The organism is Snodgrassella sp. ESL0324 (assembly GCF_013344955.1).
GTDB lineage: Bacteria > Pseudomonadota > Gammaproteobacteria > Burkholderiales > Neisseriaceae > Snodgrassella > Snodgrassella alvi.
Window position 1 is genome coordinate 1 of sequence record NZ_JAAEDS010000017.1, and the last position, 25,753, is coordinate 25,753.

Consider the following 25,753-nt stretch of genomic DNA (forward strand, 5'->3'; position numbering starts at 1 on the left):
AAATTTTAAAATTCAGCAATATCAAACCGATGCTGTAAATGCAGTGATTCAGGTATTTAATGGGCAAGGTTATCAAAATAAGCTAAGTTATATGCGTGATTTAGGTAACGCACCTATTCAGACAAAAATAACTTATGAAACTGATTCCGATAACACAACAGATAACAACGGAATTGATATCGGTTTTAAAAATGAAATAATTTCATTAACCGATGACGATTTACTCTCTAATATCAAAAAAGTTCAAAATCTAAATAATATTAAGCACTCCATTGACTTAGTTAAAAATTTAGGTCGATGCAGTCTTGATATTGAAATGGAAACCGGTACCGGTAAAACCTATGTTTATCTTAAAACCATGTTTGAACTTAACAAACACTATGGTTGGAGTAAGTTTATTGTTATTGTACCATCTATTGCCATTCGTGAAGGTGTAAAGAAAACCTTTGAAATAACCACCGATCACTTTATGGAACATTACGGTCAAAAAGCTCGTTTTTTTGTCTATGACAGTAAAAATCTAAGTTTATTAGATAGTTTTGCTGCAAACTCAGGAATTAATGTAATGATCATTAATACCCAGGCTTTTGCTTCTTCACTAAAAGAAGGTGGTAAAAACCCAGAAGCACGTATTATTTATTCAAAACGTGATACGTTTGCGTCTCGCCGGCCAATTGATGTGATAGCAGCTAATAATCCTATTATTATTTTAGATGAACCACAAAAAATGGGTGGTGAAGTAACACAGAAAGCCTTACAAAATTTTAAGCCATTATTTTCATTAAATTACTCTGCCACGCATAAAAAACAGAATAATCTGATTTATGTTCTTGATGCATTAGATGCATACAATAAGCGACTGGTAAAAAAAATCGAAGTAAAAGGCTTTGAAGTTAAAAATCTAAAAGGCACAAATAGTTACTTATATTTAGAACAAATCGTATTATCCAGCAATAAACCACCGCTAGCAAAAATTGAACTGGAAATAAATCACAATCTTGGAATCAAACGGGAAATTCGTCATTTCACTGAAGGTGATAAACTTTATTCTGTTTCAAAACAGATGCAACAATACAAGGGATATACTGTTTCTGAAATTAACCCACTGACTGAAACAGTCACTTTCACCAATGGTGTTTCAATTAAGACTGGCGAAGTGTTGGGTGATATATCTGAAGAAAATATGCGCCGTATTCAAATTAGAGAAACCATATTATCCCATTTTGAAAAAGAAGAAAAATTGTTCAACATGGGTATTAAATCACTATCATTGTTTTTTATTGATGAAGTTGCTAAATATCGTCAATATGATGACGACAATAATGAAGTACTTGGTGAATATGGTCAGATTTTTGAGCAAGAATATTTAAAGGTTTTACAACAATACTTAAAACAAACACAACAGACACCCTATCAGCAATATTTACAGACTAAGGGTAATGACTCAAGCCAAGTACACAAAGGCTACTTTAGCATTGATAAAAAAACCGGCCACAGTATTAATAGTCAGCTAAAACGTGGAAGTGAATCTTCAGATGATATTTCTGCCTATGATTTAATTCTAAAAAATAAAGAACAACTCCTAAGTTTTGATGAGCCGACAAGATTCATCTTTTCACACTCAGCCCTGCGTGAAGGTTGGGATAATCCCAATGTTTTCCAAATTTGTACATTAAAACATTCTGATAACCAAACAGGCAAACGGCAAGAAGTTGGTCGTGGACTCCGTTTATGCGTTAATCAGGATGGTAATCGTATGGATATAGAAAGTTGCGGTGAACAAGTCCACGATATCAACATATTAACGGTTATCGCCAGCGAAAGTTATAGGAACTTTGTTAATGATCTTCAAGCTGACATTAAAACAGTAATTTATGACAGGCCAACAATTGCCTCCAGTGAATACTTCATCGGTAAATATGTTGATGGTAACGGTATATCAACCATTATTGATAAAACAGCAGCTGATAAAATTGAATTTTATTTGATTAATCATGGCTATGTCGATATCAATCGTAAGATAACTGATAAGTATCGCAGTGAGATTGCAACTGATTCAGTAGCACAATTACCAGATGAATTAAAACCATTGAGTGTAGGAATTCATAACTTAATTCAGGCTATTTACGATGATTCCCTTTTGAATTCGATGTTTATTAATGGCCATGAAACAAAAATAAAAGATAACCCGCTTAATAACAATTTCAACAAGGCCGAATTTCAGGCATTATGGCAACAAATTAATCAACAATATGCTTATACTGTTGATTTTGATAGCTATGAATTAATCAATAAAGCAATTGCTCATATTAACGATAAATTATTTGTCTCACAGCTACAATACGTTACTACCGTAGGTGAACTTAAAGAACGAATAACAACACAAGGGATTGAGCAAAATGAAGCATTTAAAACCAAACGAACACATACTACCACACTGGATCATATCCATTCCGGGCAAATTAAATATGATTTGATTGGGCAGATTGCACAAGAAACCACCTTGACTCGTAAAACAATAGTGGCCATATTAAAAGGATTAAGTACTGAGAAACTAGATATGTTCAAATATAATCCTGAGGAATTTATCGCTAAAATCATTAAATTAATTAAAGAACAAAAAGCAACTACAATAATAGAACATGTTACTTATAATAAAACTTCTGGTAAATATGATAGTACAATTTTTACTCAGGAAAAAAGCTCACACAGTTACAATAAAGCGTTTTTATCAAAAAAAGCAATTCAAAATTATGTATTTACTGATGGTTTAAACGAAAAAAGTGTTGAACGCAAATTTGTTGAAGATCTTGATGCAGCAAATGAAGTATGTGTGTATGCAAAATTACCAAAAGGTTTTCATATTCCAACACCAGTTGGTAATTATTCTCCTGATTGGGCAATTACTTTTCATAATGGAGCTGTCAAACATATCTTTTTTATTGCTGAAACCAAAGGTTCGATGGATAGTTTGAATTTAAGAGCGATTGAACAAGCCAAAATTTCGTGTGCTAAAAAGCTTTTTAACGAACTGTCAACGAGTAGAGTAAGATATCACGATGTAGATAGTTATCAAAATCTTATGAGTATAATTAATTCATTATAAATTATTGTAAATACTATGTAATTAGAACAATCGTTTCATAAAAATAGTACTAGTATCAACCCATTAAAAATATTTATGCTTTGTAGCCATATCACTTGAGTATAAGTAAATTTACTACGTCTATAAAAAAACTGCATAGATCAGGGAAGTGTGATCTATGCAGTTTTTTATTCTAACTAAAATTATTCAGATTCTGCCAGATAGCCACGCAATTTCTGCATAGCTTTGGCTTCAATCTGGCGGATACGCTCTGCAGATACACCATATTCACCAGCCAGGTCATGCAAGGTTAATCCACCATCATCTGCCAGCCAGCGACTTTCAACAATATGCCGGCTGCGATCATCCAGTTTGGCCAGTGCATTCTGCAAACCTTCTGTCTGTAAAGTATAATGTGCCTGCTGCGCCAGTACTTGTGTTGGTTCTGTAGTACTGTCAGTCAGCCAGTCTATCGGTGCAAAATTATCCTCATCATCATTTTCTGCCAGCAGCGACATGTCCTTACCTGTCATCCGCTGTTCCATTTCCAGAACTTCAGACAGTTTCACACCTAAATCATCAGCAATCGACTGTGCTTCTTTGTTACTTAACGCAGCCATAGATTTGCGCATACTGCGTAAATTGAAGAATAATTTACGCTGTGGTTTAGTAGTAGCTACACGTACCAAACGCCAGTTACGTAAAATAAATTCGTGTATTTCAGCTTTAATCCAATGTACCGCAAACGAAAATAAACGTACACCACGACTTGGCTGAAAGCGTTTTACCGCTTTCATCAAACCAATATTGCCTTCCTGAATCAAATCAGCCTGATTCAGACCATAACCATCATAACCACGAGCAATAGAAACCACTACACGCAAGTGGGACAAAATCAGTTTTTTTGCAGCCTCTAAATCCCCTTCGGTCTGGCGTACCGCTAAATCCTGTTCTTCCTCGGGAGAAAGCATAGGAATATTGTTTACGGTATGAATGTATTGCTCCAAACTACCATGCCCGGTCAGCACGGGTAATGCAAAAGCGGTATTCATGCCTGTCCTTTCTCTGTGTGCCCAGCTATTTAATTATTTTTCGTTCCCTACAATAACACATTGTTTATTGCAGGAAAACCAATTAATAACTGAGTTAATAATTTATCATTGTAATTAAAATATTAATGTACTTCAATTACTATTTATGATTTGTTCATTATAGGAAAAATAATGTATATTTAAAATTTTGATTGTATAAATTTATCATTATACACATTAGTTTAGTTTATTCAATGGCGATAATGTCCATAAATACCTAGCATTAACAGTAAAAACAGACTGATCAAAGCCAAAGGCCAGCTGCTTCCGAGTCGCATATAAGGTGTACTACCTTTATAACCGGATATTTCACCTTCTAATACAGATGCAGTATCAGGTTTAAGTTGTGCCACAACTTTCCCTTTAGGATTAATAATTGCAGTCATTCCTGTATTGGTTGCACGAACCATATAGCGCCCTGTTTCTAATGCACGTGCCTGAGATTGCTGTAATTGCTGCTGCATAGCATGTGACTTTCCATACCAAGCCATATTGCTTACGTTTGCCAGTAAACTCGCCTGTTTGGCTGTAGCAATTAGTTCATCTCCAAAACCATCTTCATAACAGATATTAAATGCAATATGCTGATTAGCCAGTTGTAAAGGCATTTGTCCTATGCCACCACCAGAAAAACCGACGAGTGGCATGTCCATCTTACTATACAGCCAGCCCAGTAAAGCCGGAAAAGGAATATACTCACCAAACGGAACCAGATGATTTTTTGCATAGAAAGGCAATCCGGCTGTTACAGGAGTAGCTGTAAAATTAATCACTGCATTTTGATAACCGGTTCCATCTGCCGTATATTGCGGAATACCCACGGCGAGTGCAGAACCATGGCTGCGCGCAAGCTGAGTAAATTCATCTAATAGTTCAGCAGGCATATCCTGACGCATTACCGGAATCGCTGTTTCTGGCAAAATAACAATATCTGCATGGGTACTGGCTATCTGCTCAAGATAACGTTGTAAGGTTGGCTGTAGTGACCGCTCATCCCATTTTAATGACTGTGGAATATTGCCTTGTGCCAGAGCAATCCTGGCGTGAGTGCCATCTGACTGTGTAAAGTGAAACTGTAATAATATCGCTCCAACCAACCATACACCTATTAATGCAACACCACAGCTAATCTTTGCTCTCCAGCTTTTTGCCAGTACCAACTCAGCCAACCAGGCACCACTGGCTACAGTAACCAGTGTAACCAGAAAAATACCACCTACTGGTGCATAACCGGCCAGAGCCGAATCTGCTATTTGGCTATAACCCCAGATGCCCCAGCCAAAACCTGTTAGTGCACGTTCACGGACAAATTCAGCCAGACACCATATCAAAGGTAATACAATAGTATGGCAAATAGTGCCTGAAAACCTGAACTTACCCAGTAACCAGAATACTATAGCAGGATAAATGGCCAAATAAGCAGGTAATATCAATGTCAGCGGCCAAGCCCAAATTTGCGCTAATCCGGCAATATCATGTAAAGCAATATCTATCCAGTAGAGTAATGATGTATATGCGGTTAATGCCCACAGATAGACTGTCCTGATACGCCATTGTGGCCGTACACTCTGCAAAATCAGCAATAACGCCAGTAAAACTGGTAATAGCCAATAATGATAATAAGGAGCAAAGGTAAATGGTACCAGAACCGCAGATATGAATAATAACGGCCAGTACACCCATGCTTTAGCTAAAATAGCATGACATTTCATAGCAGAAGAATGTTGTGCAGCTATCTCCGGTTGAGCAGTCACATAAATCTCCGCAGCTTTTAGACAGCTAAATTAAAATTTAATAATTACATTAGCCATAAATGGCAAACATCAATATTCATTATATTTTAATAATATATTTTCAATACAATATATTATTAATTACCATAAATATTGCCTTCTATAAAATACGGATTGATAAGCTATCTCTATGTTTCTATAGCTAAAACAATGTAAATAAAAAAATTTTCAATGCGCAACCGCATTAAGTATACTAATCTACATCATGTTTAACAGTTACCATTAGTGTCTGTAAGCGCCGTGCATCAGCCCGGGCTATTGTGAAATTTAATTTACCAATGGTAATTTTTTCACCTCGTACTGGCATGTGTCCTATTTCCTGAATAACCAGACCGCCAATAGTGTCTACTTCTTCATCAGAATAATCGGTACCGAAGAATGCATTGATATCTTCTATTTCTGTCACAGCATTAACGCGAAACCTCTCAGCAGACACTGCAAAAATATTATCAGCACTATCATCTTCATCAAATTCATCTTCGATATCACCAATGATAGGCTCTATTACATCTTCAAATGTCACCAGTCCGGAAGTACCGCCATATTCATCAACAACAATAGCCATATGATTACGTTGCTCACGGAATTCTTTCAGCAATGTATTCAGTGATTTACCCTCGGGAACAAATACAGCAGGACGCAATATTTGTTCTAGCTGAAAATACTCTGTTTTATTCCAGTATTTGAGTAAATCTTTTGCATGCAGGATACCCAGAATTTCATCTTTATCCTCACCAATTACCGGAAAACGAGAATGAGCAGTATCAATGATATAAGTAATAATTTTGTCTAATGAATCATCAATCTTAATCACATCCATCTGGCTGCGCGTTATCATCGCGTCGCGTACTTCCAGATCAGCAAAGTCCAGTACATTTTCCAGACATTGTAAGGTATCTGCATCAAAAACCTGTCGTTCATGGGCTTCCCGCAAGGTTTGCAGTACGTCTTCTTCAGTATCCGGCGTCTCTCCAGATATACGATTAACCAGTCGCTCAAAAAATCCGGGTTTCGATGAACTTTCGTCCATAATCAATATTCATCCTGTATATAGGGATTAGTATATCCTAACTGATGCAGAATACGAATTTCAAGCGCTTCCATAATTTCTGCTTCATCATCATCAATATGATCATAGCCCATCAGGTGTAAAACACCATGGACAGTCAGATGAGCATAATGCGCTATTACTGATTTATGCTGATCAGCTGCTTCTTTTTCTATCACCTGCGGACAAAAAACCAGATCACCATTGAGTTCTGAGCAGTTGGGTAAATACATACTCTCACCTTCATTGAGTGCAAAACTCAGAACGTTAGTTGCATAATTTTTGTTTCGATAATTATGATTAAATTGGCATGCCTCATCTTCATTACATAGTAATATGGCAATATTGGCTCGTTTATAACTATTCTTACACGTTTGCCATATCCATTGCCGCCACTGCCTGTAAGTTGGAACAAGGCTGGCATTACTGCGATTATCGACATTTAAACTGAATATTTGATTCAAATGCTGTAAAACCGGCTTTTTTTTGGCAATTTTCATCTAATTTATTTTTAATCCTAATAGGTATATTTTAACAAGTACTATTGATAAATGCACTACATCACTGATTCTGGAAATAATACTTTTATCTGGATTTTACTATTAAAGTTTATATTTCAATTTGATAATATTTATATTAAAATTTTGATCTATACAGCTATATTGCACATAATCGTTCATTTTTTGTATCATCACCCATTATCCTGTTTGTTATTTTCCATTTTAACATCATATTTTTTCATCAATTTCTTACATATAGTTTTAACTGTACAAATTTTATTATCCCGCATTTAAAATGCTAAAATCTTATTTTTAAATTAATCTTCATTAATCCACTGCTCTCTTAAGATTTGATGTGTTATTAACCAAAAAGGCACCGACTATTAATGTGGTTAGTGTCTTTTTTGAGAGAGTACTAAGAGCACCTTTAATTAAACAAGCACTTTGCTATGATATGATTATATTATTTTACCAGTAGATGGAGCTCATAATGGACATTCCTGAAAGTATGCAGCAAGAGCTAGGCGCATGGAATAATGGAGCAGGCATTGATTTAGAAAGTTGGATTGGCTGTATGGGGAGTTATGATTTAGCCGTGGGTTATTGCACATTATTTTGGCCAACATTTCAATGGATTGATGGCTATATTGTGCGAGAAGGGCTCACAGCAGATTATCTCAATAGTTGGGCAAAAAAGGAAGGGGCTACGCGCTACTCTGTAGAGTGTCTTGTTAACCACCTTCACATCGCCGATATTCATTGTAATGAACAAGTAACGAGTGACAAAGTAGTTGCTTTAGGTAAAGTGCTTAAAGAAATTTATACTGCAAAGCTAAAATTACAGTTTCCAGAGCATCCGTGTGAAGTTCAATTTTATATTCCTGAAAATAAAGAAGATATAATTAGTTATCAGTTATCTTTTTTTCAAATAGGCGGAGAAAATTTGCCGGCTCATCAAATATCTGCATCGTGATACTGATAAGCATAATTTATTTATATAGTGTGTGTTGAATATAAAAAAGAGCCTACTTTATTAATTAAACCTTTCTTTTGATTAGACGATATAACTAAAATATTATATTAAACTGCTGTTAGAACTTGCAAGTGAATCTTCGCCAAAACGATCACTGCCAAGAGTTCCGTTCAGGTACATAAAATGAGTAATACAAAACCGCCAATGTAAGGAACAAAGTGAATAAAAAACTAAGCCCTACTATGATTAATGAACATAATGAAATTTGCTATAATAATTCTTTATTATGCAAGATTCCCAAAATATCATTACGAATAACATACAAATGGTTATTACCCTGAAATTTATAACCTATAAATCAATGTGATGAATAAAAATTTATTGTCTTTCCTTTCAGTAACACAAGCACTTTTATTGTTTCTTCACAATAAACTTTATTACCATCTAATTCTATCTTTTCTCAACAATAAAGTAATTTAATAATGTATTTTGAAGAATTATTTTTGGTGGTGTACATTTATATCTGTTTAAGATTCTCAGCAAAACAAATAAATGTATTAATCTAAATTTAATCAATATATTATTCTTGATTAACCGATTTATCTTTTAAGATTTAATACAATTCAGTAAATTTACTTCATCCCATTTTTTAATCTTTTACTTAATTGATTAATAAAAAATAATAATTCAGTCCCATTTATCATTCATTCACTTTATTAAGATATTTTATCAATCCCTCTTTCGTTGAAAATTCACAGCGTTCGTCGGTTTGAAAATTATCGATACAAATCGTTTTTGATATGACTCTATTATCCCCCCAAAAAAATAATGCCCTTAATATACCATCATCTTCTATAAATAAAGGTAATTCAATAAAGCCATAACTGTATGATATGTTTGGCTCTAAAGTATCTTTAAGTAAAATGTAAATGTATTTGTCGCCTGTTTTTTTATCAGTATATTCAAAAGCACTTACTAGTTCTGCATCACCATATTGATATGTATCAAGTTCGTATGCTTTATTTAATTCTTTATTATTATTTGTTAAGAAATAAACCTCTAAATTACGCTTTCCTTTTTCAAGAGTATTACTAAGAAACATCGCTGTTCCTTTATGGCCTTTATATTCAACATTAATTGGCGGATGAGCAATGTTATTATATTTGGGAAATCGATATTCTTCCGGAATGGTATCTAAATCCACATCAGAATTAGCATAAACATTTTGCAGGGTAAAAACTACACCTAATAATATAAACATTACTAATTTAAATTTCATTGTACCCCTAAGAAAAAAATAGAATTAAACATCTTTCCAATATTTATTGTTTCAATAATTTGCTTGTTCTTTGCTAAAAGTATAAATTACTGATTCACTATTTTTATATAAAATTATTTTATTTTCTTAATATATTTATTATTTAAATTATATAAGTGAATACAGATATTAAAAAACAATATTCTAATACATTGTGAAACTGATTAGGCTAATTCAATAATAATTAAAATAGCTGTTTCTTTTGCCAATAAACAAAATCCATAAGCAAATTCAATATTTTATTCAAATATGAATATACTTATGGCAAAAGACATCTGGTAAATTGATTGCTTCAAATAATTTAAAATACACTGCTATTCTAAGCCACTTATCAATTTACCTCTTTGATATAAAATTACTCACCCTGCTTAAATATATGAAAACAGGGCTTTCATTATATATGATAAGTTAGCGTAAAATATCTACAATACTACGTGCTGCGCGGCGGGCATCCAATAAAATGAGGCCAAGTTTAGCGCCTTCGTTAGCTGTAACTGCCAGCACATTGGTCTCACCTGCCTGAATTAGCAGAATATAACCATGTTTACCCTTTACCATAACCTGTTCGAGTTCATCACACTGTAACTCACGGGAGGTACGGTTACCCAAAGCAAGCAGAGCTGCTGCCATTGCACCAACGCGGTCTGGATCAACACCATTCGGTAACAAGGTTGCTACCGGCAGACCATCGGAGGAAATTACAGCAGATGCAGTAATATCAGCCGAAGAGCTGTTTAAATCACTTAATACCGAAACCAGTAATTGTTCTTGCATCTTGATGTCTTTCTATTGATGTTATTCATTTACCACATGAATGTCTTCACCCGCCAATACGTACAGACCACGCACCATAGTGACAAAAGCTTCACTATTAAGTAGTGGTAATCCGGCCGTTACCAAAATATTTTTGGTATTCCCTATGTATAGAGGGAAGAATGTTAATTCACTCTGACCGGCAGGATCACAGATCCCGATAGCGTTGTTGTATATATTGAGGTTATTTTTAATCAGCAGGCTGTGCTTTTCGGTCAGTCGCGTTGCCTCACTGGCAAGGTTGGCCACTTCTTCAGCAGTTTCGTGATTAAAACCGACATTAGCAAAATAAAAACCGTCCTGATCAACTAACAGAGCTTTATGACTGTCTGATAACTGACCCAGAATATTCTCAAATCCGTCTGAAGTTACTTTAACCAGTTGAGAGCTGGGTTTAGCTTCTCCGTATAAAAACTCCAGACGCTGTAAGCGATATAACAAATTCAATGCTGTATGAACATCATCTGTTTCAGCCCATTGCTTCAAACGATCTTCGGTTAACCTCGAATTAATATCCGCCTGAAGAATATTGGCCAGTAACATACGGCTGGCGCTGTGACTTGGGCTGGATACTGCATAGAATGCACCGGCCGGCATCACTTTTGGATATAGATCATGATGTAGCTGTAATGTAGATTCCATACTGACTACCCTTCTAAACCTGGATCAATAGAGTACAGCATAGCAGTAACAAGTTGTTTTACATCATCTTCATTACGAGCATCAACTTCAAAAACAGGTACATTGAGCTTATGCTGTGCCAGATACTGCTGATAAACATCCACACCCGGCTGAGGATTGATATCCATTTTAGTTACACCAACCACAACCGGGGCATCTTCTAGTAAATCATGAAATGAAGTAAGAAAAAACTTCAAGTCTTTCAAGGGATTCTGTCTGGTATTATCCAGCAGCAGAATTAAACCCATACTCCCCTTACTCAAAATGCTCCACATGAAATCGAAGCGTTCCTGACCTGGTGTACCGTATAAATGAACTTTAGTATGCTCATCCAGCCGAATAACACCATAATCCATGGCAACGGTAGTATGACCTTTTCTATCCTGAGTCATATCTGAAGCACTGGCATCCGTCTGTACCGGAGGATCATCCGATAATGCAGCAATGGCAGTTGTTTTTCCCACCCCAACCGGGCCGGTAAATATAATTTTATTTTCAACCATGATTACTCCCTGTTTAGGTATTAGTTGCCACGTAAGCGACCCATCAAACGTGCCAGTAAACCCTTCGGCCTGTCTTCATCGCTTTCTTCATGTTCTGTTGTTTGTGTACCACTTGCCGGTTTAGTAGTAGCTGCTTGTGGTGCTTTTCTGGTCAGAACCATTTCTTTCTCCTGTTGTGCAGCAGGAGAAGTCAACTGTTGCTCAACAATCAAGGCACCAATTGAATAAGTAGCAGCTATATAGTTTAAAACATCTTCTAGAGAAACTGGTAATAGCTTGTATAAAGTATTCAGTGCCACAGGAGTTCGCACCAGAAAAGCAGACAGACGCATGGCTTCAGGCAAATAAGCCAACCGAGTCATGTTTGGCCATGCTTTCAGTCTGATCACTGTATCCGGCGTAATAGGCTCAATCAGACGACCGCGCGCTGTCCAGATTGACAGCTGCCATATACAGGATTGCAAAGTCAGTTTAGCTTTATCATGCAACTGTGCCGTTGGTGCAGAAGCAGGTACTGCTTTAGTCTGCCATTCGGCATCTGTTTGCATACATAGTTGCTGCAAAGCATCACTTTCAACAGCCAGTAATACTTTTTCAACACTCGGAAATACAATTAATACTGGCTTATTGTCAAAAAGAATTGCTGTATCTTCAGATTGCTGCGCGAGCTTCTGTACCATGCCCAGTAGTGTTCCCTGAGTATGAAAGCGCGCTACGGTTACTGACTGATGTGCATGCTCTGCGGTATTGTTTGTCTGATGTATAGCAGATTCAGCCTTTTCATTAGCTGTTTCTTTCTGTGCAGCAGCTTTATCAGCAAGCCAGACCCCGTTACCTTGCTGCAAATTGCGCAAATGCTGAAACAAAGTATCGAATCTGATAGGTTTCATCAGATAAGGAGCCGTAAATGAAGGAGAGTTACGACCAAAAAAGACTACTACAGCATCAGGAAATTTCTTTTTTGCCTTATGCCAGAGCTCTTCACCATCATCAGCATCACCATCCACCAGAATTAGTTCAGGCTGCAGATTATCTTCAGGCTGAATCAGCTGGTAATTAACACTATTGTACATTTTAAATGCCATGCGCAACATGGCTGTCTGGCGATCATCCACATTGACGAGCAAAACATAGGCAGTTTTTACTTTGGGTATTGAATTGTTCATCATTGATTTTGCACACCACCGTGGTTAATACGTTTCAATAATTGACTCATAGCAAGTACAACTTCTTCAGGTGGCGTCTGAATTTCAGCGCGAATTACCTGTAACATTTTTTCCAGACGTGACCATTCTTCTGCACGCTCATATAAGTCAAATAAAGTAATGTAAAGCTGTGACTCTTGCGGATAAAGCAGGACTGATTTTTCCAGTAAATCCATTGCTTCATCAAACTGACCAAAGGTAAGCAACGACTCCACATCCCGCAATACAAGTTCTGCAGGTGTTTCGGCCACGTCATTCTCTGAAGAGGCTTTATCAACCAATGACAGGCGTTTAGCTTTAAGGGCACTGCTGTTCATAGGCAGATAGCCCTGAGTCACGCCGATATCACGTAATATCGTTTCGCTAGGCTTAGTCTCCAGCTGTTCAAACATTGGATGGTTACCGAGACTGTATCCCCAACCCAGCATACGTTCTTTTACGACGTTACCATATTGGCCCAAAGTATAATACAAACGCCATAAATGCTGTGCAAATACATTGATATTATTATGTCTGTAATCCAGCACCAGAGCATCAATAATCATACCTGCTGGTTTTCTGGATGTTTTAATTGCTTTATTTAGACAGCGAATGGCTGCATCATAGGGCAGCTGTTCTTTCAGCAACACGTAGCTGTTTTCGGGTTTGGAAAAACTCAGCAGAACATCACGCTCATCACCGCGAATTTTAAAGTTACCTAGATTACCTTCTACCAGCAGTTCGTGCGGCTGCTCCTCAGCATTTTGTTTATTAGCAGAGGATTCTGCTTCAGGCCGGATATCTTCAGGTTTTTTATCCTGATTGATGCCTACTTCTTTTTCTGTTTCCTTGACATCCCATTGCAGCAGATCTTCTGCAAGCACGCGCAGACCCAGATGATTTTCATCAAGTGCAAGCCCCTGGCGAATCAGATTTTCTAATTCAGGCCGCTGGAAATAATTACGATATTGATCAATTACTTCAGCAAGTTTATCTGAATTTTTGGCATCTAAGCATAATGCAGCCAGTTCGTTGACCAGAGTATTTGCCATTGCAGGACTCTGCTGGGCAATATTCTGCTCCAGATATGCACCGAGTGAATCAGCTGCTTTCTGAAAATAACCAAACTGTTTATAAACTTTATATTCAGTAAGATGATCTACAGTAGCGACAGAAACCGTGGATTTATCCGGACTGGTGGTTAACTGCCAGTCCCAATCCTCATCCTCCAGAGAAGCTGAAGCATCCTCATTTTCGGATGTATTCTGGGCTTCAGCAGCCTGTTTATCTGTCTTTTTATTTTGTTTAGATGCGGATTGCTTTTTGCGGACCGAACCTTTACTTTTGCCTTGTCCTGCCGCTTTCTGCCGCTTTTTCAGCACGAGCAATACAGCCAGCAAGATAACCAAAAGGGCAATAGGTAAATATAATTCCATAATTTACATCCCTTTTATAATTAGCTGCCAGATGCATGAGCGCATGGTTAAATGCATGTTTTTCATTTACGGTAACGCTTCACATACAATTGTCAATACTGTAACTATTTTACCTTAGCTTGCATTTGTTCGCCAGATTTTTATTTAACCTGGGGCAACATTCCGTTAGGTAATAGTTGCCAGACGTATCCGGGGTATTTCATTTTACCCGCCAAAGCACCGGCTTCATCGCCATAACCCCAGAAATAATCTACTCTTACTGCACCGTTAATGGCACTGCCGGTATCCTGCGCCATCATTAACCGGTTTAAACCAGAACCATTAGCGGGATGGGTAGTAGCAACAAATAACGGGGCACCCAGATTCATAAAGTGGCTGTCGACAGCAGCAGAATATCCTTTGGTAAGGGGTACACCCAATGCACCGGTTGGTCCGCTGGCTGGTTCTGCAGATGCGCGAAAAAAGACATAGCTTGGATTTTGCCCTAAGACTTCAGCCAATTGCTGCGGATGCTGCTGTAGCCAGGCTTTAATACCCTGCATTGAGGTTTGTGCAAGTGGCAGATAGCCTTTGTTAGCCATATATTTTCCAATTGATACATAAGGGTAGTCATTTTTATCAGCAAAACTGAGGCGCAGCATCCGGCCGTCAGGTGTTCTTAACTGCCCCGACCCCTGTACATGCAGAAAAAATAATTCTACCGGATCATTAGCATAACCCAGAACAGGGGCTTTGCCATTAAGTGCGCCTGCATTAATCTGTGCACGGGTGTAATACGGAATCAATTGGTTACCACTGATGCGGCCTTTTAGTGCCCGTGTTTTCTCATTCAGGGGAAAGGAAGCCAGATTAGCAGTGTAATCTCCGTTAGGTGTAATGACGCCGCTATTTGCTCCGGTAAGTCGGATACGTACAACACCCTGACGCTGTCCGGCATTTAGCGGAACGACGATAAAATCGCTGGGAATACCATAAATAGGAAAGCGCGCCTGTGCAGTCTGTCTGGTATCGCCAGGCAGCATTGGTTCATAGTAGCCGGTTACAGTACCGGCCAGCTGTCCGTTCTGGCTGACTTCCCATGGCGTGAAATAAGTTTCAAAAAATACTCTGGCATGCTGATTATGTCTGGATGTGCGTGCTGCCTGCTGACATACTGGCTGCCAGGCTGGCTGCATTTGCAGTTTGGTGCAACTGGTTTTGAATGCATCCAGACTTTCAACAAACGACTGAATCGGCCATTGTGGCAATTCCTGATAAGAAACAACCCGATAACTGACACCAGCTTTCCCCGGAGTAAAGACATAATTCCGGGGTAACGGTTTATCCGGTGTTACTGAACCGGTTTCGCCTGGAAGAATTTTATCTGTAGGTTTACGGACATGAGGACAGGCACTCAGAAATAAAACACAGAAGCACAGTATCCAGCAGCGAATTAGGCTGAATTTCTTTGATGGCAAGATTTTTGACATTTTTTTAATAGGAATTGAGATCGATACAGATAATATAAACTCTATTTTTACATCATTATGACAGTCCGTCACGCTTTTAAACAATGAACTACTGAATAACTGATTTTAGGCAGTGATATCTGGCGTTGTATAAACTGAATGTAAACACTCTGTTACAATAGCGTTTTTTTAATCAATTCAAATATTCTCCACATTATGAGTAAACCCGCCCTCACACCGATGATGACGCAATACCTGTCTATTAAGGCTGAACATCAGGACAAATTACTGTTTTACCGGATGGGGGATTTCTATGAACTGTTTCTGGAAGATGCCGTTGAAGCAGCCCGTCTGCTGGATATAACGCTGACTACTCGCGGACAGATTAACGGGGAACCGGTCAGAATGGCCGGTGTACCTTATCATGCAGCCGAACAATATCTGGCTAAGCTAGTAAAACTGGGTAAAAGTGTAGCTATTTGTGAACAAACGGGTGAAGTGGGGGCAAATAAGGGACCGGTAGAACGGCAGGTTGTGCGTATTGTTACACCGGGTACAGTAACTGATACGGCGTTACTTGAAGATAAAGAGACCAACCGTATTGTGGCCATTTCTTTATTGAAAAAACAGCTTGGCATAGCGTGGCTTTCGCTGCAAAGCGGAGAATTCAGATGCAAAATCATTACTCCTGAAGCATTGCCTAATGAACTGGCACGTTTGCAGGCTGCAGAAATACTGCTTTCTGATCAAACTCAGGAAAAATTGAATCTTAGTGGCTATGACCGGCAGCTAACCCGGTTACACGCATGGCAATTTGCTGCTGATACCGGTGCCCGTATGATTGAGCGTTATTTTGGCAGTCAGGATTTACGTGCTTTCGGTTTACAACAGGGAGTGCATGATGCAGCAATCGGTGCTGCGGGTGCTTTGCTGAACTATGTGCAGCAAACCCAAATGCAGTTACCTAAACATTTAGACAGCCTGTCACTGGAACAGGAATCTGCTTATATTGGTATGGATGCGGCAACCCGCCGCAATCTGGAACTAACTCAGACTTTAAGCGGTTTAAAAGCACCGACACTATTTTCTGTTTTAGACCAGTGTGCAACTCATATGGGCAGCCGTCTGCTGGCACAATGGTTACATCAGCCATTGCGTCAGCGTCAGCAAATTATAGCCCGGCAACAGGCCGTTGCAGAGCTGGCCTCTCAGCAGGCACAAGTAACATCCATGCTAAATCAGGTAGCAGATATTGAACGTATTGCCGCACGAATTGCTATTGGCAGTGCCCGCCCTCGTGATTTATCTGCTTTACGGGATAGTCTGACTCTTCTGGCAGAATTTCGTTTAGAAGAATCCGGCCAGAGTAGCAGCCTGATACAAACTCTGCTGGAACAGTTTCCACCTGCCGCACCTATTGCCGAACAGTTAAATATGGCGATTATGCCTGAACCGTCAATATGGTTGCGCGACGGTGGGGTGATTAATGATGGCTTTGATGCGGAACTGGATGAATTACGCCGTTTACAGAATCATGCAGATGAGTTTTTGCTGCAATTGGAAAACCGGGAGCGGGAACGCACAGGTTTATCCAGTTTGAAAGTTGAATTCAACCGTGTGCATGGTTTTTATATTGAATTGAGTAAGGTACAGTCTGAACAGGCTCCGGCAGACTATCAGCGACGCCAGACTCTGAAAAATGCAGAACGTTATATCACGCCTGAATTAAAAGATTTCGAAGAAAAAGTATTAAGTGCACAGCAAAATGCACTGGAACGGGAAAAACAGATATATGACACGCTGTTACTGCAATTACAAAGTGAACTGCCGGTATTACAGCGCTGCGCCCGTGCGGCAGCCAGTCTGGATGTATTAAATACACTGGCCAGATATGTATGCACCGAACATTATTGTTTTCCGGAATTGGTAAACTATCCGTGTTTACAGATTAAAAATGGCCGTCATCCGGTAGTGGCTGCGCAAGTTAAACAGTTTACTGCCAATGATACACGTCTTGATGAAAAACGGCGCCTAATGCTCTTAACCGGCCCGAATATGGGGGGTAAATCTACTTATATGCGACAAGTAGCCTTAATTGTGTTACTGGCGCATATTGGTGCTCCGGTACCTGCAGACAGCTGTACACTGGGAGAATTTGACCAGATATTTACCCGTATTGGTGCTTCGGATGATCTGGCAGGTAACCGCTCTACCTTTATGGTAGAAATGTCGGAAACGGCCTATATTCTGCATCATGCAACAGAACAATCGCTGGTATTAATGGATGAAGTTGGCCGTGGCACATCTACCTTTGATGGTCTGGCTCTGGCGCAGGCCATTGCAGAACATTTACTGCAAAGAAATCGCAGTTACACACTTTTTGCTACCCATTATTTTGAGTTAACCCGCTTACCTGAGCAGCATGCACACGCATTCAACATGCATCTGGCAGCTTTGGAACAAGGACAGGATATTGTTTTTCTGCATCATATTGAATCCGGACCGGCAAGTAAAAGTTATGGGATAGCAGTAGCGAAACTGGCTGGCCTGCCGGCGCGGGCACTAAATGCCGCCTACCGCCATTTACAAACACTTGAACAGCATGCAGCTTCCGAGCAGCCGCAACTGGATATGTTTCAGGCTCAGGCAGCAGACAGCGAAGAAGAAACCATGATGGATATTGATATTAATCATGTTGCTATATCGGCAATTCCTGCTGATTTATGCGCTCAGCTAAATGCACTAAAGCCTGATGAACTGACACCTAAAGCAGCACTGGCTGCTATTTATGATCTGGTGAACTGCTGGCAAAATCATCAGTCATCATAAAAAATGCATAGAAAATCGGTTTTTTAGTTGACATAAGGCTGATTATCCGTATAATAGCTCCCTTACCAGACGCGGGGTGGAGCAGCACGGTAGCTCGTCGGGCTCATAACCCGAAGGTCGTAGGTTCGAATCCTGCCCCCGCATCCAGATTTCTAAAATGTCCTGTTTTAAACAGGACATTTTGTTTTATTCATTCTCTGAACATCTTTTCAAAAATAGATATTTCTGGTTTTCGATTGCCGATTTTACTTATTTATTTTTATTAGTCTTTGCGATTTATCTTAATTATCCTTTTCATAACAAGCTGATTGATACAACCAGATTCAATATCTGACTAATAAATGTAAAACGACAATATCAAGGATTCAGGTTTAATAGCTTTGAAGGCAGAAAAGATATGCAAAATCTTTCTGTACTGAGAATATTTTCAGATATCGAAAAATATCTTAATTACTCATATCAGTCACATGTAAACCTGTAAAATTAACAATATTATTTTCACATGCATCACTGCACGGTATATATTTTATTAAATCTTTCAAAGTCTCAGTAATATTGGTTATCGGTTCAAAGCTTCCATGATTAATATCAGATATCCGTAAAACTTTAGATTAATTATATGAGATTCGACACGGAAACACTGGAATGTAAACAGCAGTGTTATGTCAGATAAGCTCGGAAATCAGAAATTATATTAAAAATTAATTTTCAACCAGTTTATTTACTCTGCCTGAATACTGGATTAACTCTAACTACTTAGGTAAGATAAAAATGAAGTAAGTAATCTGGAAATCCCGTGCGTTTTCTGGAATATTTAAAGGGTGATTAATGTATAAATTCAACGGATTTACGCAAGCTGGACTCAATTTTTTACAAGATATCCGGATTAATAATAGTAAGCCGTGGTTTGATGAGCATCGTTCAATTTATGACCATAAATTGATACATCCATTTCGGGCACTGGTTGAGCAGTTAACCCCTGAAATGTTGAAAATCGACAAAGAATTTGAAACTCGCCCGGCTATTGGTAAAACGATATCACGTATTCATCGTGATACCCGTTTCTCAAAAGATAAATCTCTTTATCGCAGCCGTTTATGGCTGACATTCAAACGTCCAAGCCGCGACTGGAAAGAGGCTCCTGCCTATTTTTTTGAAATTAGTCCCGATACTTATCGATATGGGCTTGGTTATTATTGTGCACCCAAACAAACTATGGACATTTTCCGTGAAGAAATACTGAATAAACCGGAAGTGTTTTTAAAAGTGATGAGGTGCGTGAAGAAACCGTTTGAGCTTGTTGGTGATAGTTATAAACGTCCTTTAATTAAAGAGCAGGATAAAAAGATTGCAACATGGTACAACCGGAAAAGTATTGCTGTAATGGCAACCAGTCATCATATCGAAGATATACTTGACAGGGATTTACCAAATAAACTGACCCAAGGTTTTAAACAGTTATTACCGCTTTATGATTTTTTAATGGATGTAGAATTCATTAAAAATATTTCCAAGTTATAAATATTCTCATCAATATAAAATGATTTTTATTATTTCCCGTTATAGCTTTTAATTTCTGAGACAATATAGCTATAGGGCTTCTTATAATTATTAGTTATGAATTCTATATTTTCGGCAGGAATACTTTGTAGATATCTGCTCAGAACATCACGCACTAACATTCGGGTTACCAAATATTTGTGTTTATACTTGTCAAAGTATAATTTTTGCCACTGCTCCAATTCCTGATGATTCAAAAATTGGACATAATTGGTCAAAGCAAATTCGGGATTTATTTCCTCATCATAGGTAAACCAGATGTGTATTTCATTTTCTGCTATCTTTATAAAGTTTTCTACTTAACAGAGATCTCAATAAAAATCAAAGTGGTTTATACATATGGTAATTTATCAGTACCTGATTTTCTCTGAATATTTTGTTAGCCCGCTTTATTATAAAACCCCATTTTTTGAAAATTGGCATGGCCACTTTTGAAGCATCTACACTTAATTGTGAAAGCTTTTTCTGGTGGGCCAAGTTAAGCACATGGTCATAGAGTTTTCTGGCTATGCCACGCTTTTGAAAATCAGGATGCACGTAAAAACAGTCTATGTAACCATCATCTTTAAGTTCTATAAACCCCGCAAGGCGTGAGCCAAAGATAGCCATCCAAGGCTGAGTGTTATCTAAACGTTTTAACCACATCTGATAATCTGGTGGTGTTGGGCACCATGCTTCTTGCTCTGCTTTGCTATAAATATCAGTATCAATAGCATGAATAGTCGAATGAAACAAATCGCATATTTCAGTGGCATAGAGTGGAGAGTATGGTTTTACTTCGATTTCAGATGCAGCATTACCCAACTTGTTTTCTATTTTCATTATGATTTGTTCCAGCAAGACTTTGCACTTCATTATCACCAACATTGATATGTTATCGCATATTTGCTGAGAAATTCATTATCACTGCAAAATACCGGGTATTGCTGCCGGTAACAGCCAGCTAAAAATCAGAAAAACTTTTTATCTTAATACGATACCACATGATAAATAGCATAAAATTTACAAACTAAGTTTAATCAGACTAGTTTCCGCTACTTTTTTGCACATCCGGATAAACCCAAAGCTTATTATCATGCACTTCTGCCAGAAAAACATCATCCAGTTTTTCTCCTAACCGGTTCAGCTCATTTTCCAGCCATTTTTCGTCATGCCCCAGAGATTTTAAACTTGGGTAATTCACTACTCCATTTTCTACTACAACAACGGCCATGGAGGGATCACCTTTTTTTACTACGGTCATCTGACCATTATATTCAAACCAGACATCACTGAGCGCTTCCAGACTGTTGTAGCCGCGCTGATGCAGTAACATAATAAAATCACGGATAGACAGTTTTGCTTTACGAAAATTCTGTGAAAGCACGATTCCGTTTTCCATTAAGCGTATAGAGGTACCGTCAACAAAATCTTTAGCAATATTGCGCTTAAATGTGGTGTAACGTACCAGTAACAGTAATCCTGCCCAAAAAATGGAAGCACTCATAAGTAGGGTGATACTTATGGACGGGTTATATAGCGGACCGCCAATAATTGCCCCTAAAACCACGTTACCTACCTGATCAATAGCAGAAATGGGCGCCAGAGATCCTTTACCGGATAAGTTGATGTACACTAACAGAATACAAAATGCGACCAGCATTTTGAAAATGATATTGAGATAGATGGGATTCATTAACGGTTCCTTTTAAACAATAATAACCGCAGCTTCAGATAAATAAACATAAATTATTGATTTTAATAAATGTATCATGAAATCAATAAAAGATATTATTCTGAATATCGCTCAATATCCTAAAGTAATTAATATTTATAATATTAGAAACACAATAATAAAATATATATTTATTATCAATGGTTTATATTGCAATTTTAAGGTAAATTTCAATGTTTAATTTGTTTAAAATTATGTAATTAATTAAGAATGCTTTTGGTTGAAATTTGGTCTTGATAAGGCAATATTGTTTTTGGCTGGATTATTTTAGTTATATTTTTATCGTTCTTGCCGGATATTTTCAGACGAAGGTTTTAAAAATTTGAATTCTGATGCGGAGAAAACCAGACTTAGTTACCCGCATCAGGTTATATAACGGCACTGATAAGATTACCAATAGCTATCATGGCATTAAAGCAGCTAAGAATTTACGGAAAAGTTTTCATTATCAGTTAATGAAACAAATGCTATCTAAATACAACTAATTTTTTATATCTCTGACTTATTGAAGTAATTAATGTTTTTATTTGCTCATCTATATCAGTAAAAAGATAGAAATTATGTAAACGCGGATAGTGTTTGATAAATATATTGCCTTTTTGGGTTCCGGCCGGGCATAAATTAAACGCTAATGTATTCGACGTTAAAATAATGCTCATAAAATCATCCCAATAAAAAATACCTTCCATGTCAACTGATTTGATTAAGATTCCTTCTTCAAAAAACACATAATGATATTCAGCAGGCCAGTTAATTTCTTGGTATAATTTTTTTAATCTTCTGATTTCACGAATTATTCCGACAATTTGTGCTATAGATATCAGTAAAAATATAACCGCGAGTATCTGAATAGATTCTATAGCTGTTCTAGGTATTGTATTTTCCTCTAAAAAAAATTTCTGCAAATAAAAACATGCAATATCGATAATATAAATAATTACGCCGACAGAAAAAATTTTTTTAGGAAAATATATTTTAAATATATTCCGGGATATTTGAGGCGCCGGTGATTGATTTTCTTCTAATTTAATATTCCTGGTAAATAAATATGTTGCCGTATCAGGATCGAAAGCAACATAAGGCTCTAATATATATTTTTTCATTATGACATTTAATTAATTATGTAAATTAATTTATTTTATCAAAAACCAGATTTATTTATATGATATATGTCAATATTCACTTTTTTGGTAAATTTATTCTAAACGGATACTCGGTAGATTAATGTTGAAAATAAAACAGGCAACTATGAAGATATCTGGTTGCCTGCTTACCACTACAAAGCTTTGAAATCCATGCCGGTAAATATTCGTACCGGATTGCCACGGACTATCTGATGATGGTGTTTATGATGAACCGCCTTATTTCTTGCCTGCAATCGCTGTTCCTGCTGTAACAGTTTATGCTGAAGCAACAGCACAGCTAGTTTTTTATTAGCATGCTGGCTACGCTCTGATTGCACTTTAACACTAATACCACTGGCTGTATGTGTTGCTCTGACAGCTGATTCTGTTTTATTAACATGCTGTCCGCCTGCTCCGGATGAACGCATGGTTTCAAATACAATTTCATCAGAGTACTGCTGAACAACAGGATTAAAACAACTCGCTCCGATAAACCAGTTTTTTCGTTTGTGCTGCGGGCGATAAGGGCTGGTACAAACCCATTGAATAGTACCCTGCCACATATCAGCCAGTGCTTTGGCCTGAGTGCCCTCTAAACTCACCAGTACTGAATGCAGCCCGTGTTTAGCCGGTTCCTGTTCCAGAATTTGTACTTCAACCTGTTTCTGTTTAGCTTCATATTGTAAACGTGCTAATGCTTTGACAACAGCAAGACAACATTCAGCCGGTCCGTAAGCAGCAGATAATTGCAAAAGTTGCATTATTTCTTCTCCGTCTGAACTTTATAAGTAATTACTGGTTTAAGGCGTGCTACCGGTCTGATTAGCTGAGCCTGAACCATGGCTGCGATTACACTTTCAATTGATTTATATGCCTGAGGGGCTTCTTCATATAACAGTTCACGATCACAGCAGATTACTCTGCTGCCATGTGCTGTACGGGTTAGCTGTTCTGCTGTATAGCGTTCTGCCAGCCTGCCCTTACAGGCAGAGCGCTGCCATTTACGCCCTGCACCGTGTGCCAGAGAATATAGTGAGGAAACGGTCTCCAGTGGTTGTACCAGATAGCTGAAATCACCACGTGAACCAGGAATAATCACTAATCCCCTGTTGGCAGGCGCAGCACCTTTTCGGTGCAACCAGCCATACTCCTTATTGATTGTTACCGGTTCTATAAAGTTATGGCTGATATCCAGCAGTTTTTGCCCCTGCTCACGCAGGTTAGCCAGAATACGTCTGCCAATCAGCTCGCGGTTCTGCTGTGCATAATCCAGAGCCAGATTGTGTTGCATCAGATATTCTTTACCTGCAGTACTATCGGCGATTAATCCCTGATGCCCGTACTGGCGGGTATGTTTATCCAGAATCATGCCGCCCAGCCCGCGTGAACCGCTATGTACCATCAGTTGTAGGTGCTGTTTATCCAGTCCTGTCTCCCGGATGATTTCCGGTGCATAAACTGTTTCCAGCATTTGCAGTTCTGCAAAATGGTTACCGCTGCCAATGGTTCCTGAAGCATAGGTATGATTATTTAATGGCAGAATTTCCGGCCATAACGCTGTACATTCTGTGATTGATAGCGGCTGATCAATATTACCCAGACGCTTAATCAGCTTCGCCTGATTCATTGCCCGGATTTTGACTGTGGTTTGCCATAATGCCATTCCGCAGCCAATATCCCCGCCAATCAGTGCCGGATAAAGATATTGGGTAGTAAAAAAAGCTGCACCTACCGGATAACCACGGCCGGGATGTAAATCCGGCATACCGGCAACGTATTTAATATCGTGAAGTTTTGCAGTTGTCTCTAGCTGCCGGATGGCTTCGCCCTCTAACCAGAGTTCTGGTGATGTTATCAGGGTAATATTGTCCGCCAGCTGCTGAATAGAATTGCCCATTCTGATCCATTCCAATTATTTTATTTGGTAATAAGCAAGCAATAGTCAGCCATGTTCATCATAAATGAACAGGATTTGCATGCTGAGTAATAAATTGGCAGGCCGTAGCCAAGGATCAGGATGTAATCAGCCCTGGATTGACCTGCAAAGGATAGGTAGTACAAACATAATTATTCCTTTCCGTTGCAATGTTGATAATTTGACAGAGTGGCGTACTGTAAATCAGGTTTTACAGGTAGTCAAAAATAATCAGCGACTTTTATGTCAATGAGCTGATTATAATTAGTGTTTTGTAGTTATTTCACCACTAATACACTAATCCGGTACTTTTGACACAATTATTTTCAATTAAAAATAATAAAAATTAATCATTAATAATAATTCACACTCTGATATTAATCGGTAACCTCGTTTCCTGCATTAATTCAAAAATCTGCGCCGAATTAAAACTTCCAGAACTGCTGCCCGTCAGCGGAACGGCAGTAGAAGCATAGTGATGGGGATTAACGATATTTATGGTCGCAGTAACTCAGGCAGAAATGGAACAGTAACGCCGCAACATATTGATACCGGACAGAAATCATGTGCTCTGATAAGACAATTTACCGGCACTGGTAGCGAATTTCAGGCTGAATGCTGAATTTTTCAGCAATTTTCTATTTGTGCTGATACCTGTCTGAATATGTGCTGGATGTTTACTGCCGGTAATACTTCTAAATAAATAGTTAGTCGGACATATTATTCTCTGTTGGTATG

The 25,753-nt window shown here is 38.2% G+C and carries 21 protein-coding genes and 1 tRNA gene; 6 read left to right on the top strand and 16 right to left on the bottom strand.

All coding sequences use genetic code 11. From position 1 onward, the window contains the following. The coding region (locus GYY70_RS11330) for a type III restriction-modification system endonuclease (protein ID WP_174832421.1) at positions 1-3,106 on the top strand (3,106 nt) is incomplete at its 5' end. Between the two features lie 182 nt (positions 3,107-3,288). Here GYY70_RS11330 and rpoH read toward each other — a convergent pair. The 4 genes from rpoH to ybeY all read right to left on the bottom strand — a co-directional run bounded on the left by rpoH (position 3,289) and on the right by ybeY (position 7,517). Further along, positions 3,289-4,137, bottom strand: coding sequence for an RNA polymerase sigma factor RpoH (gene rpoH / locus GYY70_RS11335; protein ID WP_084548667.1), 849 nt, complete (start codon positions 4,135-4,137; stop codon positions 3,289-3,291). A 230-nt stretch (positions 4,138-4,367) separates the two neighbouring features. Continuing rightward, entirely contained in the window at positions 4,368-5,888 is a 1,521-nt protein-coding gene (lnt, locus tag GYY70_RS11340) for an apolipoprotein N-acyltransferase (protein WP_174832473.1), read from the bottom strand. A gap of 274 nt (positions 5,889-6,162) precedes the next feature. After that, positions 6,163-6,999: an HlyC/CorC family transporter gene (locus tag GYY70_RS11345; protein WP_174832422.1), complete on the bottom strand. Its 837-nt coding sequence runs from the start codon at positions 6,997-6,999 to the stop codon at positions 6,163-6,165. A 2-nt stretch (positions 7,000-7,001) separates the two neighbouring features. Next, positions 7,002-7,517, bottom strand: coding sequence for an rRNA maturation RNase YbeY (gene ybeY / locus GYY70_RS11350; RefSeq protein WP_174832423.1), 516 nt, complete (start codon positions 7,515-7,517; stop codon positions 7,002-7,004). Between the two features lie 490 nt (positions 7,518-8,007). On the opposite strand from ybeY, the gene GYY70_RS11355 reads away from it, so the two are divergent. Further along, the gene (locus tag GYY70_RS11355; protein ID WP_025331719.1) at positions 8,008-8,490 is read left to right on the top strand and encodes a hypothetical protein; all 483 of its coding nucleotides are present in this window, start codon (positions 8,008-8,010) and stop codon (positions 8,488-8,490) included. 700 nt (positions 8,491-9,190) lie between these two features. On the opposite strand, the gene GYY70_RS11360 is transcribed toward GYY70_RS11355, so the two are convergent. From GYY70_RS11360 to GYY70_RS11390, 7 genes are all read right to left on the bottom strand, one after another. Then, positions 9,191-9,769: a hypothetical protein gene (locus tag GYY70_RS11360; protein ID WP_174832424.1), complete on the bottom strand. Its 579-nt coding sequence runs from the start codon at positions 9,767-9,769 to the stop codon at positions 9,191-9,193. Positions 9,770-10,216: 447 nt separating this feature from the next. Then, on the bottom strand, positions 10,217-10,582 hold the full coding sequence (locus GYY70_RS11365; RefSeq protein ID WP_025331721.1) for a roadblock/LC7 domain-containing protein: 366 nt from the start codon (positions 10,580-10,582) through the stop codon (positions 10,217-10,219). 21 nt (positions 10,583-10,603) lie between these two features. Further along, positions 10,604-11,263 (bottom strand): hypothetical protein, encoded by a 660-nt coding sequence (locus GYY70_RS11370; RefSeq protein WP_025331722.1) that lies wholly within the window; start codon positions 11,261-11,263, stop codon positions 10,604-10,606. A gap of 5 nt (positions 11,264-11,268) precedes the next feature. Beyond that, positions 11,269-11,805 (bottom strand): ATP/GTP-binding protein, encoded by a 537-nt coding sequence (locus tag GYY70_RS11375; protein ID WP_025331723.1) that lies wholly within the window; start codon positions 11,803-11,805, stop codon positions 11,269-11,271. A gap of 20 nt (positions 11,806-11,825) precedes the next feature. Then, positions 11,826-12,974 (bottom strand): hypothetical protein, encoded by a 1,149-nt coding sequence (locus GYY70_RS11380; RefSeq protein WP_084562224.1) that lies wholly within the window; start codon positions 12,972-12,974, stop codon positions 11,826-11,828. After that, positions 12,971-14,425: a hypothetical protein gene (locus tag GYY70_RS11385; protein ID WP_174832425.1), complete on the bottom strand. Its 1,455-nt coding sequence runs from the start codon at positions 14,423-14,425 to the stop codon at positions 12,971-12,973. Before GYY70_RS11385 ends, GYY70_RS11380 begins: the two co-directional genes overlap by 4 nt. Before the next feature lie 140 nt (positions 14,426-14,565). Then, the gene (locus GYY70_RS11390; RefSeq protein WP_174832427.1) at positions 14,566-15,894 is read right to left on the bottom strand and encodes a murein transglycosylase A; all 1,329 of its coding nucleotides are present in this window, start codon (positions 15,892-15,894) and stop codon (positions 14,566-14,568) included. A gap of 195 nt (positions 15,895-16,089) precedes the next feature. Between GYY70_RS11390 and mutS the strand changes: the two genes are divergently transcribed. From mutS to GYY70_RS11405, 3 genes are all read left to right on the top strand, one after another. Then, positions 16,090-18,702: a DNA mismatch repair protein MutS gene (gene mutS / locus GYY70_RS11395; protein ID WP_174832429.1), complete on the top strand. Its 2,613-nt coding sequence runs from the start codon at positions 16,090-16,092 to the stop codon at positions 18,700-18,702. 70 nt (positions 18,703-18,772) lie between these two features. Next, positions 18,773-18,849, top strand: a tRNA-Met gene (locus GYY70_RS11400). A 681-nt stretch (positions 18,850-19,530) separates the two neighbouring features. Then, entirely contained in the window at positions 19,531-20,223 is a 693-nt protein-coding gene (locus GYY70_RS11405) for a DUF2461 domain-containing protein (RefSeq protein WP_174832431.1), read from the top strand. 360 nt (positions 20,224-20,583) lie between these two features. Here the strand turns inward: GYY70_RS11405 and GYY70_RS11410 are convergent, their stop codons facing one another. The 5 genes from GYY70_RS11410 to GYY70_RS11430 form a co-directional block, all read right to left on the bottom strand. Next, entirely contained in the window at positions 20,584-21,084 is a 501-nt protein-coding gene (locus GYY70_RS11410) for a GNAT family N-acetyltransferase (RefSeq protein WP_174832433.1), read from the bottom strand. A gap of 202 nt (positions 21,085-21,286) precedes the next feature. Further along, positions 21,287-21,937, bottom strand: a complete 651-nt coding sequence (locus GYY70_RS11415) for a DUF421 domain-containing protein (protein WP_025331730.1) — start codon at positions 21,935-21,937, stop codon at positions 21,287-21,289. Positions 21,938-22,443: 506 nt separating this feature from the next. Next, positions 22,444-23,079 (bottom strand): hypothetical protein, encoded by a 636-nt coding sequence (locus GYY70_RS11420; RefSeq protein WP_174832434.1) that lies wholly within the window; start codon positions 23,077-23,079, stop codon positions 22,444-22,446. Between the two features lie 173 nt (positions 23,080-23,252). Next, positions 23,253-23,861, bottom strand: a complete 609-nt coding sequence (gene prfH, locus GYY70_RS11425) for a peptide chain release factor H (RefSeq protein ID WP_174832435.1) — start codon at positions 23,859-23,861, stop codon at positions 23,253-23,255. Continuing rightward, positions 23,861-24,997: an RNA ligase RtcB family protein gene (locus GYY70_RS11430; protein ID WP_174832436.1), complete on the bottom strand. Its 1,137-nt coding sequence runs from the start codon at positions 24,995-24,997 to the stop codon at positions 23,861-23,863. The genes prfH and GYY70_RS11430 overlap by 1 nt, the downstream gene beginning before the upstream one ends. A 496-nt stretch (positions 24,998-25,493) precedes the next feature. Between GYY70_RS11430 and GYY70_RS11435 the strand changes: the two genes are divergently transcribed. Beyond that, positions 25,494-25,637: a hypothetical protein gene (locus GYY70_RS11435; protein ID WP_174832438.1), complete on the top strand. Its 144-nt coding sequence runs from the start codon at positions 25,494-25,496 to the stop codon at positions 25,635-25,637. Positions 25,638-25,753: the final 116 nt, after the last annotated feature.